Raw genomic sequence first — 12,966 nt, forward strand, 5'->3', positions numbered from 1 at the left:
AACCCCCTGCAAAAATAGCTTTAGCAACAGGCTCTTCTGCTTTAAATAATAAAGAAGTTGAGTTAACACAGTGACGAGTATCTTTATCGGTAAATCCTTCACCTAAAAATACGTGACCTAAGTGGGCATTACACGTTGCACAAATGATTTCAGTGCGATAACCATCGACATCGGGAACTCTGATGACAGAGTGGGGAATTTCATCATCAAAAGAGGGCCAACCACACCCTCCATCAAACTTTGAATCTGAGTAGTACAAAGGGGCATTACACTGATAACAGTAGTATGTCCCTTTATCATAAAAATTATCATATTGGCCAGTAAAGGCTCTTTCAGTCCCTTTATTAAGAATAACGTGCATCTGATAAGGATTTAACTTATTTAAAAGAGACTTATCTATATTTTGAAATGGGTAGAGTTCTTCAAACATCTTGATCTCCTCAACACTAAATAGTGGATATAAAAATAGAAGTAGTAATACTACAATCAACAATTTTTTAAACATAAAAAACCTCTATTTAAAGGATAGCTACCCCCTTTCAAATAGGCAAGAGAGTATAATTAAATTGCTTAGAGCCTTTAATAGTGCTACTCTTTTAGAGAGCGAGGGTTGCTATGAATAAAAAGCTTTCTTATTTGACAATGATTTTAATTTTAGTGGTAGTGATTGCCAGTTGTGCAACAGTGGAAAAACAATCAAAGGTGTTAGGAGTTGAAGGGGTTAGAAAACCCTCTTGGGTTGATAAAACTCCCACAGGTGAAGATCTCTACTTTGAAACCGGTTATGCTAAGTTAGCCAATAAAGCTAACTCAATTAAAAGGGCCAATGCTGAAGGTAAAGAGAAAATTTCCCAATGGATAAGCACTACAGTTGAAAATGTTGTTACAAACTTCACCAGCGATATTGGAGATGAAACTGATCGCACCGCCATCGAATCTTATGTCTCAATCTCTAAACAAACAAGTAACACTGCTTTAGTGGGGGTTACCCAAGAGGAAATTTGGGTTGATGAAGAGGGGGGAGTGTGGGTCTTATTATCAATTCCTAAAGATTCTGTCTCTAAAGCTTTTGAAAAACTAGATAATGATTTTAAAAAGAGTTCAGAAGATGTTCATGCTAAGTATAAGATGGAAGAGGCCCTTAAAATGTTAGAAGAGCAGTTAGCCTCTTTTTAAAAAGACCAAGATATTCAGCTACTGTAGCCATTTTATCGGCTAGCGATACTAGATAGCTCTCTTTGTAAAAAGGGAGCTGTTTTGTTTTTGGGAACATATGTTTTACGATGATATCAGCTTCTACATCGTTGATTTCAAAGTGCTTTGTAGCATTAGCTAAAGCAATGTATGGGTGCTCTTTTCCATGAGATGATCTTTTATCATCAGTACGCTTTTTCTCTCTCCAATCGTATAAGAAAAAATCGTGTAGTAAAGCGCCTCTAGTTGCACTGACGTAATCTAACTTTAAACTCTTAGCAATTGTGTAGCTGATATAAGCAACTCTTAAAAGATGGTCGTAGATATGGTTAGTATGGTGTTGATAGTTTTTAAGTTTTGCAAACTCTTTGTTACTGGTAATCTCTTTAACAATCGATAAAAACTCCCTTTTGTGGGAGCGGGGAAAGAAGTGGGGAATAAATCCTTTTCTAACTAAAATAAAATAGAGATGCAGCGCTACTAAAAATGAGAGTAGTGTAGCGATTAAAGTGAGATAGGGGGTTAACAAAAAGGAGAGTGCTTTCTTTGTGTAGTAAATCTCAGAGAAGATGAAATAGGGAACAAGACCTTTTGGTAAACGGAATAGCAAAAATAGCAAATTTGTATGTTTTAAATTAAGCAGCTTAATACCCTTAGTAATATATTAAGCTGAAGATAACTTTTACAACTGATTAAGTCAAGATGAACTTCATCATAGAGCTGGTTCCTATCCGAGTGCAACCTGCGTTAATATAAGAAATTACACTCTCTAAGTCCCTAATACCACCAGCGGCTTTAATCTTAACTTTATCATCAAGGTGCTTTTTAAATAGCTCTATATCTTTTAAATCTGCTCCACTAGGGCCAAAGCCTGTAGAGGTTTTTATATAATCGGCATCAGCATCACCAACTATTTTACACATCTCTATTTTCTCTTGTTCACTTAAATAGGAAGTTTCAATAATTACTTTTAAAACTAAGGAGCCACACACCTTCTTTAAAGTAGCAATCTCTTCATAAATTGCTTTATATTCTCCATTTTTAATTAAGGTGTTGTTGATAACCATATCAATCTCTTTAGCCCCTTTAGCTAAAGCCTCTTTAGTTTCAAACACCTTAGACTCTAAGGTGTTGTACCCTAAAGGAAAGCCCACAACTGTACAAATATTTAAAGAGGGAAAATCATTGTGCATCTTTTTAACGTAGTAGGGGATTATACAAGCACTTGCGGCATTGTATTTAACAGATTCTTCACAAACTCTTTTAACATCTACTTCAGATGCAGTGGGTGCTAAAATAGTGTGATCAATATATTTTGTAATATCTTGAATTTTCATGTGCTAAAGTATATCAAAATTAGGGATTGTGTTGTAGTAAGAGTTTTGAATAATTAGAACTTTAAATAAGAGAGTGATTGTCTTCCTTTATCTAAACGATCTAACACATTGCCTCCCATTTTTATTGCTGTCGCCATAAATAATATGTCCATAATCATATATTGGGCGTGGCGAGCCATTAAAGCATCAGTTCGGTAGTTCAATTCTTCTGAGTATGCTTCTAAGCAAATATCTGCTAATTGACCTAAAGGGGTATTTGGACTACTGGTAAGTGCAATGATTTTAGCAGTTGGTTTGCAGTTTGCAATAGGAACAACAACATCCTTAGAGAGTCCCGACAAAGATATTGCAAATAAGAGATCCCCTTTTTTAACTTCAGAGAGCTGAATAGTATTGAAATGGCTATCACTACTAAAAAAAGTATCAAAGCCAATTCTCATAAATTTAAAACGGGCACTTTCACAAACGTATGCAGATTCTCCATATCCAATAAAAAATATTCTTTTAGACTCAATAATCATGTTAACTGTTTTATTTAATAGTTCGTTATCTAACATAGCGTAATTATCATAAAGAGTTTTGACTATACCATTAAAAAGTTTTTCTTTAACTGTCGCTTCATTGTCTGAGCTTGTTAGATCAGCATATGTGTAGTAAAAAGATTGTCCGGCAATTTCTGTAGCTAATGAGACTTTGAAATTAAAGTATCCAGTAAATCCTAGATTGCGATAAAAACGGACAATTGCAGATTCGCTCTTGTTCCCAGTTGCTTCAGCAAACTCTGAGATAGACATATTTACAACTCTTGATGGATTTTGTTGTATGAAATCTGCTATTACTTGTTGTTTACGTGGGAGCTCCGAATATATCTCATCAATCATCGTTTGGATGGTTTTCCCTTTTCTAGCTGTCAAGATAAGACTCCTTAGTGGTTAATAATTAAAGATAACATAATGCCTTTAAATTATAAATAGGGAGCTCTTCCTTTGTAAAGCATAAAAGCAATAAAAAAAGAATAAATTTTTATAAATATACAGGACAATACATAGCATTTTAGTAAATGCATACAATATAATCAATTATATAAATGGCGGTTATTTGTAATAAAAAGAAATATTTTCTATTGACAACATTTTTAGGTATGATAAGATGGTTTGTAGGTATGTGGAGAGGAGAATAATTATGTATTTAGAGCTATCTTATGTACTTTCTGAAGAAATACCTGTGTACCCAGGAAGCCCTTTGGAAAGTTATGTTAAAAACACTAGAATTGTTGATGGAGATCCTAGTAATACAACAATAATTACTCACTATTTACACAACGGAACTCACGTAGATGCACCATTTCATTTTGACAAAGATGGGATGGGAATCGACGAAGTTCCTATTGAAAACTATATCTTTAAAAAGGTCCTGATGATTGATTGTCCTAAGACAAAAGGGGAACTTATAAGTATAGAAGATCTAGAAAAGTATGGGGATAAACTTTACAAAGCAGATATTCTTTTATTAAATACAGGCTACTCAAAATTTAGAGATAATCACGAAAAATATAGTGATGATTTTCCAGCTTTATCTCTAGAAGCAGCAAAACTTATTAGAGATGAGTTGCTAAATTTAAAGGCCATTGCTATTGATACTTTAAGTATTGAGAGTGCTGTTGATGGTCCTCTACTCGATTTCCAAGTACATAAAACACTTTTGAATCATAAATATTCTGACAAGAGACCTTTAGTCGTTTATGAAGATGTAAACATTGAATTAGCAAGAAACAAAGAGATTAAATCTCTATTTGCAATCCCTTTAAGGATTAAGGGGTTAGATGGATCACCTGTAACAATTGTTGCAGAAATATAGAGGTGGTAAATTGTTAAATAGAATTCGACAAACAGTTGCAATAGTAAAAACTAATGAGATGGATTATGAGAAAATCGATGTTCAGCAAATGGTTGATGATGCTTTAGTTCTCTTGGAGAAAGAGGGTGTTGTCCTTCCATCTAAAGGATCGGTATTTATTAAACCAAATCTTCTTTTAAGTGCATCAGCTAAAGATGGAATAACAACTGAACCCAAAATTGTAACTGCCCTTATTAAAAACCTTAGTAAAAGAGGGGTTGAGACAATTTATGTTGGAGATTCTTCAGCAGGGTTTGCTAAAATTGAAGATGCATTGGAATACACTGGTATGCTTCAAGCAGTTTTAGAAAATGGTGCTATTTTAGTAGATATAGATGATCCAAAAGAGAGAATTGATGTTGAATTGCCCAATAGTGATATTGTTAAAACCATTTCAGTTCCAAAAAAACTTTTAGAAGTTGATTACATTATTAACTGTCCTAAATTAAAGACTCACCGTTTTGGTGCAATGACAGCTGCTGTCAAAAACTGGGTAGGGCTGACAGAAAAAAGTGAAAGACTTCGACTACACCAAAATAGGTTACCTAAGTTAGTTGCAGAACTACACAATTTAATAAAAGAGGATTTAGTAATTACTGATGCTTTGGTGATAGGGGAAGGCGATGGTCCAGATTTATGTAAAGGTCGTTATTTAGGAGTTCTTATGGCTTCAACTGACCCTGTTGCAAACGATAGTATTGGATCAGAATTATTAGGTATAGATAGAAACGAGTTAATTTTCCCGTGGACTGCATACTTAGATGGGATTGGAGAAATCAATAGAAATCTAATTAATGTTGTGGGCTCTTCAATAAAGGATGTTTCAATTGAAGTTGAAAGACCTGTTGAGGTTATGTATAACCGTTTCCCTTGCAACTTTATATTTGGAGGGTACTGTCCTGGGTGTTTTGTTTGGCTTATAGGACCAGCTCTGTTTTGGCAAAAAGAGGGGTTATGGGATTCAATCAGTACAGTAAAAGGACGTCCAACAATTATGCTCGGTTTCAATGCAGAGGATGTCAATTTCGAAAGACATTTAGAAGAGGGCCCTTACTTTGTTATAGGTGATTGTGCTCCAGAAAAATATAGGAATCATCCCGATACTGTATATATTCCAGGTTGTACACCAGGACCTAAAATTTCAGAAACAATATTAGGGCACCTAGGATTGTCATTAGATATTTGGGGAACTGAAGATGAAAGATAGAATTATAGATTTAAGTTATAAACTAACAACAAATATGGTTGTTTATCCAGGCAATAAGCGCCCAGTTTATGAGTGGCTCGGAAGAGATAATTCTGAAGGGTATAATTTAACATTTTTATCGATGGTAGCTCATACAGGAACCCATGCCGATTCTCCATTACACTTCATTGAAGGTGGTCAAACAATCGATTTGGTGGATTTGAATTGTTTTTATGGTAAAACAAGACTCTTTTCATTTGAAAAAGAACCAAACTCTCAAGAAATAATGATAGAAGACATAATGGATGATGAAGATGAAGTTGAACAAGGATCGATATTTGTTCTAAGAACAGGGATTGAAAAGTTAGGAGAAACTAAAAACTACAACTACAAATACCCAATACCTTCAAAAGAATTAATTCAACTTTTGATAAGGAAAAAAGTTAGATCATATATGACTGATGCAACTTCTTTAGATCCTTACGGAAGTCCTAATAGTGAAAATCATCTAGCTATTTTGGGCAACGGAATCCCAATTATAGAAAATTTAAGAAATTTAGAGCTCTTAAAGGGAGTTAACTCTTTTACTATTTGTGCCCTACCTCTACCACTTGAAGGTAGAGAGGGTTCCCCTTGTAGAGCGATTGCGATATTGAGTGATTGATGGCGTTTTACGCATCATAATATGGTCCATATGGGAGGTAAAATATGGCTAAAAAAGTATTTGTTGTATCGCTACTAGTCTTAGTCATCTTGACAACAGGTTTGTTTGCAGCTGGAGACAAAGAGAAAGATGCAAAAGGGGCGAAAGACTCTTATGTTATTGGACTTAGTAACTTCAGTTTAGGAGCTTCGTGGAGAGTTCAAATGATTGAAGAGGCAAGGTATGCAGCTGAGAACAACCCAAAAGTAAAAGAATTGGTGATTACTGAGGCAAACGATGATACTTCAAAGCAGATTTCTGACATTGAAGACTTGATTGCTCGTGGTGTTGATGCAATTCTTATCACTGCAAGTAACCCAAAAGCACTGATTCCTGTAGTTAATAAAGCAATGGCTGCAGGCATTGTTGTAATCGACTTTGACAACGTAGTAGATACCGACAATGTAACAAGTCATATCATTGTAGATCAAATTGAATTTGGTAAAGTTCAAGCTACATGGTTAGTGGATGCAATGCAAGGGAAAGGGAATGTTCTTGCTTTTAACGGTATGAAAGGAACCTCGATTTCAGCAGACCGCTACGCAGGTGCATTATCAATTTTAGACCAGTATCCTGACATTGAAATTGTTAACGTCGTTTATGGTAACTGGGACTACGCTACTGCCAAAAGAGCAATGGAAAACATCCTTGCGTCAAACGTAAGAATTGATGGAATTTGGTCTCAAGGTGGAGCTATGAGTGAAGCTGCTGTTAAAGCTTACTTAGAAAGAGGAATGAATCCACCTCCAGTAACAGGAGAGGATGGAAACGGTTTCTTGAAAATTTGGAAAGAGTTAAAGGACAAAGGAACTGGGTTTGATTCAATTGCAACAAGTATGCCTACTTGGATTAGTGCAAAAGCTTTAGAAGTTGCTATTGAAGCCTTAGATGGTAAACCAGTTGCAAAAGAGGTACTTTTACCAATTCCTACAATCACAGGGGATGAGGTTGATGAGTATGTTAGACCACATCTTTCAGATGCATTCTGGTGTAACTCACAACTTCCTGATGATGTTGTTATGAAGCTATTCAAATAGTACCAATTATTGACTTAAAGCCAAGAGCCACTTTTTGGCTCTTGGTTTAATACTTTTGTAAAGGGGTCCCAAAGAAAAATGGAATTTGAAACTAAATTGTTGGAAATGAGACAGATTGTAAAACACTTTCCAGGAACTCGTGCAGTAGATGGCGTTGATTTTGATTGTTGTAAAGGGGAAATTCACTGTTTAGTTGGTGAAAATGGTGCTGGTAAAAGTACACTAATGAAACTATTAGCAGGTATTCACCAACCAACCAGTGGAACTATTTTGTTAGATGGTGAGCCCGTGGTCCTTAGAAACTACTCTGAAGCACGAAGTAGAGGGATTGGAGTAGTTTATCAAGAGCTCTCTTTGTTAAGTGAATGTACAATTGCAGAAAACTTCTCTATGGGAATTTGGCCTAAGACTAAAAAGGGGTTGATTGATTGGCCCTTAGTTAATAGTAGAGCTAAAGAAATAATGAAGCTAGTAAACTTAAATCTTGATCCTTGTGAATTAATTAAAGGACTGCCTGTGGCTATTTTGCAAATGATTGAGATTGGTAAAGTGTTGTCTCAAAATCCAAAACTAATAATTTTTGATGAACCAACAGCATCGTTATCCAAAGAAGAAGTGGAACTGTTGTTTGATATTATTCGAAATTTAAAAAAAGAGGGAAAAGCTATTATCTATATTTCTCACAGACTTGAAGAGGTATTTGAGTTGGCCGACAGAGTTACTGTTATGAAAGATGGTAAAAAAGTCGCTACAGAGGAAATTGATAAGTTTGATGAAGATAAATTAATTTCTATGATGGTTGGGCGAGAATTGGAAGAGATTTTTCCCCCTAAAGCTGATAGTAACAACCTTGGAAAGGTTCGTTTTTCTACTTTTGTTCAATACGATCATAATCATAGACCAATTGAGTTTGAGATAAGAGAAGGTGAAGTATTAGGATTTGGTGGACTTCAAGGCCAAGGGCAAATTAAATTATTAGAGACAATATTTGGCTTAAGAAAAGCAAAAGAGCTGAAAGTCATTCTTGAGGATCAAGAGTGTCCCATTAAAAATCCAACCGATGCTATAAAAAAGTCAATTGCCCTTATTCCTGAAAATAGATCAACAGAAGGGGTTTTTTTAACAATGTCTGCTTCAAATAATCTCTCAGTTGCTACTTTAACAAATAGGTCTAAGTTTGGCTTTATTGAGAAGAAAAATGAATACAAATCGGTCAAAAATATAATTAAAGAGTTATCTATTAAAGTTTCGAGTTTTTTCCAACCAGCTAACTCCCTTAGTGGAGGTAATATGCAAAAGTTAGTTTTAGGTAAATGGTTGATGTCCAAACCTAAGGTGATTTTTCTTTTAGAGCCTACAAAGGGGGTAGATATTGGGACTAAACAAAATATCTACAAATTAGTTAGAGAATTAGCAAATAATGGGGTTGCTTGCCTTTTATACACTAGTGATATGTTGGAACTAATCGGGATGAGTGACCGAGTAATGGTAATGAATAAAAATGCAATCTCTGGAGAGTTGGTAGGAGAAAACATTACTGAGGAGAATATTATGAGAGCCGCTGTCAGAGATGTTACAAAGGAGATGCCTTGTGCTTGAAAAACAACGTAACTATACAATGTATCTACCTGTTTATGTAGCCGCAGTACTAATTTATTTGTTAGCGGCAATAATACAACCAAGATTTTTAACATGGAACAATAATGTTAATTTATTTACTAGAATTGTCCCTTTAATGTTTGCAGGTATTGCTCAAATCTTTGTGTTATTAACTGGAGGAATAGACCTTTCAGTTGGAGCTGTAATTGGCCTTACTAATGTGGTTGCTGCAAGTCTTCCAAAAGTTGGAACTGGTTTAAACATTGTTCTATGGTTTGTGGTACCCCTATTAATAGGGGCTACTATTGGGTTGATTAATGGAATTATAATATCGCGTTGGGGCTTTCCCCCATTTATTGTGACCTTTGCCACTAGTACCATTTGGACTGGAGTTGCTCTTTTTATTATGGATGTTCCTGGAGGGGAGGTATCTTTCAGTCTTTATAAGGCTATTGCAGGTAAGCTTTTTGGAATAATACCGATACCACTGTTAATAATTATTGCTTTCGTAATAATTACATATATTATTTTACAAAAAACAGTTTTTGGACGCTCTATTTATGCAGTTGGAGGCAATAAACAGGTTGCTAGAGAATCGGGCATTAATGTAGAGAGAATCGAGTTGTTAGCTTATTTGACTAGTGGTGTTTACGCAGCTTTCGGGGGGATGTATTTATCAGCAATAATGATTTCAGGTGATCCTTTGGTGGGAGATCCTTATGTCATGAACTCAATAGCAGTTGCTGTTATAGGAGGAGTTGCTCTTAGTGGAGGGCGAGGAGGAGTGCAAGGCATCATTGGCGGTGTCTACATTTTTTATCTGTTAGACAACATTTTGAATTTAGTTGGTGTTTCAACATTTTATCAATATGTTGCCAAAGGACTCGTCATAATTTTAGCCTTAGCACTAACATCGAAAGAGCACACATTTAATATAAATCTAAAATTTAACTTTTTAAATAAATTGAAATTTTTAAAACAAAAACAGTTGGATGAGGAAGTATAAATGGAGAGCCAAAAAAGTAGTGTAAAAGAGTTTATTGTACATCAAAAAGTAATACTCCTTTTATTAGTGATAGTCGTTGGTATGTTAATTGTGGGAGAAGTTTTAGCTCCAGGGTTTAGTTCAGTCGGTCATATAAAAACAATATTACGAACTGCCAGTTTTGTTGGCTTAGCTGCAATAGGACAAACTTTAGTTATCCTAACAGGGGGAATTGATTTAACAATTGCCTCTCTGATAACAATGGGACATATATTTGCATGCTTATTTATAAACACATCAGATGCTAACTTGTGGTGGGCAATAATTTCTATTCTTCTTATTGGGGGAGTTTTTGGTTTAATAAGTGGGTTAGGTGTCTCTTACTTGAATATTTCTCCTTTAGTAATGACTTTAGCAGTAAGTTCATTAGTTAACGGAATTACTCTAATTTCTATCGAAGGGGCCCCTAGAGGACGAGCTTCACCAATTTTGGAAAAGATGGGAGCAGGTTCTATAGCTGGGATGCCTTCTATGGCTTGGATATGGATTATATTAACAATTCTTGTAGTGCTGTTTCTAAATAAAACAGTAGCAGGCCGTAGAATATACCATATTGGTACAAATTCAACTGCAGCTCGTTATTCAGGAATAAAAATAACTCAGCTAAGAACATTAGTTTACGTCCTTAGTGCAATGTTCTCTACATTTACCGGAATATTATTAGCTGGTAACACATCAAGACCCTTTTTGGGCATAGGCAAAGAGTACACCATGTGGTCAATTACTGCAGTAGTCATAGGTGGTACGTCTATGGCAGGGGGAAGTGGAGGTTACTTAGGAACTGCCTTAGGAGCAGTAATAATCATCATGCTCGAAGGACTTCTCACAGTTGTTAATATTCCTGAAGCGGGTAGAAAAATTGCTAATGGCTTAATTATTTTAATAATGATTATGATTTATTATAGACAAAATAGAAGAAAGTAGAGAAAAAATATGTATATAGCAACGATTGATTGTGGCACCACAAACTCCCGAGTATACATTGTTGACCAAAATAAAAAAATTATTGGTAAAGGAACAAAAAGAGTAGGTGTGCGTGATACTTCGATGACTAAAAGTATTGATACTTTAAAAAATGGACTAATTGAGGCTCTTCATGAAGCTTTAAAAGAGGCTAACTTAAAAGAGAGTCAAATTAGTTTTGCGATTTCATCGGGTATGATTACCAGTGAAATTGGATTGTTGGATATTCCGCACCTACAAACTGAAGCTGGAATCAAAGAGTTGGCAGCCAATCTTGTTAAAGTTGAAGATAAGAAAATTTTTCCAGCCTCTTTTCCAATCTATTTTATCCCTGGAATCAGAAACCGTTTTGACAAAGAGGATACTTTTCCTACCAATGTGGGAGAACTTGACTTTATGAGGGGCGAAGAGACACAAATGATTGGGTATTTAGATCTGCATCAAGTTAGTCACCCCCTAATTGTTGTTATTCTCTCTTCTCATACAAAGTTTATCCAAATCGGTGGAGATGGTAAAATTAAAGGAAGTCTAACTAGTTTATCGGGTCAAGTTTTTGAAGCAATAAAAAAAGAGACTTTTATAGGAAAATCTATCGATAGTATTGGGAATGAAATAAAACCTCACTCTTATTTTGATAGTAGTGTTGTAGAAAATGCTTTTAAGTGGCAACAAAAAAGTGGTTTTGTTAGATCTTTGTTGATGATCAGATTCTTAGATGTCCTTTTGGATACTACATGGTACGAAAGAAACCTCTTTTTCGAAGGTCTAATAGCTAGCGAAGATCTTAAGGCTTTCAAAGATTTTTACTCTGAGGTTAATTATCAAAATGAGATAGTTTTTATTGGACCCAAGCAGAGAACAGATATTTATGAATATTTGTTTAAAGAGAAACTAAATTGGGGATCAAACTCAATTAAAACAATAAATGATACATCTTTAATTGATAAATTAAATATTTATGGCTCAATAGCCATAGCAAAAAAGGCAAACCTAATATAACGGAGAAACTAATGAAAATTGTATTCACAGACTATTATTATCCAGACAATACCCTTGAGCTTGAGGTTCTTTCAAAAATTAAAGATGTTGAAATAGTTGATTTAACAAAAATTAACAGTGGGGGGATTAAAGAAAGTGAAAAACTAATCCCATATGTTAAAGATGCTGATGCAATAATTGTTCAGTTTGCACAAATTTCAAAAGAGCTTATTGAGCAATTAGAAAATTGTAAAATAATTGCCCGATATGCTATTGGTGTTGACAATATCGACGTAGAAGCTGCAAAGAAAAAGGGGATAACTGTTAGTAATGTTCCAGACTATTGTATCGAAGAAGTTTCTGATACAGCAGTAGCCCATATTTTAAACCTTAATCGCTCTATTGGTTATTCTGACCAACTTTTAAGGGGAAAAAGGTGGACTTTAGAGGCTATTAGACCTTTAAAGAGGTTGCAAGAGAGTGTAATTGGATTAGTTGCTTTTGGTAACATTGCCCAACGAACTGCAGAAAAACTGCGCCCTTATGGTTGTACACTTTTGGCATATGACCCCTATTTTAATCAAACAGAAACATTTTCTTGGGTAAAGTTTGTCTCATTAGAAGAGTTGTTAAGTGAAAGTGATATTGTTTCAATACACGCACCTTTAAATAAAAACACACAACATTTGATTGGACAAAAAGAATTAGCCCTTATGAAAAATGGCTCTTATTTAGTTAACACAAGTAGAGGGGGGTTGATTGAAGAATCGGCACTTTACGATGCTTTAAAAAACAAAAAATTAGGGGGAGTAGGGTTAGATGTTTTAGATATGTACGATTCTGATTATCAAAACTCAAGACTTTTAGAATTTAAAGATAATTTATTTATAACCCCCCATTTAGGATGGTATTCAGAAACATCCATCGATGAGTTAAAAATGAAAGTTGCAGAGAATGTGAAAAGCAAAATTTTAACTGGAAAAGCAATTTATGAATTATAAAAAATATTATATAAGAGGAGAAAATTA

General features: G+C 34.8%; 14 protein-coding genes. 10 read left to right on the forward strand and 4 right to left on the reverse strand.

What is annotated here, in order from left to right:
- Positions 1-430: methionine-R-sulfoxide reductase (locus M0R38_10655; GenBank protein MCK9482204.1), on the reverse strand; the 430-nt coding region annotated here is incomplete at its 3' end.
- Between the two features lie 185 nt (positions 431-615).
- Here M0R38_10655 and M0R38_10660 point away from each other — a divergent pair.
- The gene (locus M0R38_10660) at positions 616-1,176 is read left to right on the forward strand and encodes a hypothetical protein (GenBank protein ID MCK9482205.1); all 561 of its coding nucleotides are present in this window, start codon (positions 616-618) and stop codon (positions 1,174-1,176) included.
- Here the strand turns inward: M0R38_10660 and M0R38_10665 are convergent.
- The 3 genes from M0R38_10665 to M0R38_10675 form a co-directional block, all read right to left on the reverse strand.
- Positions 1,142-1,813 carry an HD domain-containing protein gene (locus M0R38_10665; GenBank protein ID MCK9482206.1) on the reverse strand — a complete coding sequence of 224 codons (672 nt, stop codon included), beginning with the start codon at positions 1,811-1,813 and terminating at the stop codon, positions 1,142-1,144. The genes M0R38_10660 and M0R38_10665 overlap by 35 nt on opposite strands.
- Positions 1,814-1,886: 73 nt before the next feature.
- The gene (deoC, locus tag M0R38_10670) at positions 1,887-2,531 is read right to left on the reverse strand and encodes a deoxyribose-phosphate aldolase (protein MCK9482207.1); all 645 of its coding nucleotides are present in this window, start codon (positions 2,529-2,531) and stop codon (positions 1,887-1,889) included.
- Positions 2,532-2,584: 53 nt separating this feature from the next.
- Complete coding sequence (locus tag M0R38_10675) at positions 2,585-3,445, reverse strand: MurR/RpiR family transcriptional regulator (GenBank protein MCK9482208.1); 861 nt, start codon at positions 3,443-3,445, stop codon at positions 2,585-2,587.
- A 268-nt stretch (positions 3,446-3,713) separates the two neighbouring features.
- Here M0R38_10675 and M0R38_10680 point away from each other — a divergent pair, with 268 nt between their 5' ends.
- From M0R38_10680 to M0R38_10720, 9 genes are all read left to right on the forward strand, one after another.
- Positions 3,714-4,388, forward strand: coding sequence for a cyclase family protein (locus tag M0R38_10680; GenBank protein ID MCK9482209.1), 675 nt, complete (start codon positions 3,714-3,716; stop codon positions 4,386-4,388).
- Positions 4,389-4,398: 10 nt separating this feature from the next.
- On the forward strand, positions 4,399-5,634 hold the full coding sequence (locus tag M0R38_10685) for a DUF362 domain-containing protein (GenBank protein MCK9482210.1): 1,236 nt from the start codon (positions 4,399-4,401) through the stop codon (positions 5,632-5,634).
- Positions 5,624-6,277 carry a cyclase family protein gene (locus tag M0R38_10690; protein MCK9482211.1) on the forward strand — a complete coding sequence of 218 codons (654 nt, stop codon included), beginning with the start codon at positions 5,624-5,626 and terminating at the stop codon, positions 6,275-6,277. Before M0R38_10685 ends, M0R38_10690 begins: the two co-directional genes overlap by 11 nt.
- A gap of 44 nt (positions 6,278-6,321) precedes the next feature.
- Positions 6,322-7,353 carry an ABC transporter substrate-binding protein gene (locus M0R38_10695; protein MCK9482212.1) on the forward strand — a complete coding sequence of 344 codons (1,032 nt, stop codon included), beginning with the start codon at positions 6,322-6,324 and terminating at the stop codon, positions 7,351-7,353.
- Between the two features lie 78 nt (positions 7,354-7,431).
- Complete coding sequence (locus M0R38_10700) at positions 7,432-8,952, forward strand: sugar ABC transporter ATP-binding protein (GenBank protein MCK9482213.1); 1,521 nt, start codon at positions 7,432-7,434, stop codon at positions 8,950-8,952.
- Positions 8,945-9,958, forward strand: a complete 1,014-nt coding sequence (locus M0R38_10705) for an ABC transporter permease (protein MCK9482214.1) — start codon at positions 8,945-8,947, stop codon at positions 9,956-9,958. The genes M0R38_10700 and M0R38_10705 overlap by 8 nt, the downstream gene beginning before the upstream one ends.
- Positions 9,959-10,921, forward strand: a complete 963-nt coding sequence (locus M0R38_10710) for an ABC transporter permease (GenBank protein ID MCK9482215.1) — start codon at positions 9,959-9,961, stop codon at positions 10,919-10,921.
- Positions 10,922-10,930: 9 nt separating this feature from the next.
- A complete protein-coding gene (locus M0R38_10715; protein MCK9482216.1) occupies positions 10,931-11,959 on the forward strand; it encodes a 2-dehydro-3-deoxygalactonokinase in 1,029 nt (342 codons plus the stop codon).
- Positions 11,960-11,970: 11 nt separating this feature from the next.
- Positions 11,971-12,939: a C-terminal binding protein gene (locus M0R38_10720; protein MCK9482217.1), complete on the forward strand. Its 969-nt coding sequence runs from the start codon at positions 11,971-11,973 to the stop codon at positions 12,937-12,939.
- Positions 12,940-12,966 lie beyond the last annotated feature (27 nt).

The sequence above is a fragment of the Bacteroidia bacterium genome (assembly GCA_023228875.1).
In the GTDB taxonomy this organism is placed as follows: Bacteria; Bacteroidota; Bacteroidia; order NS11-12g; family UBA955; genus JALOAG01.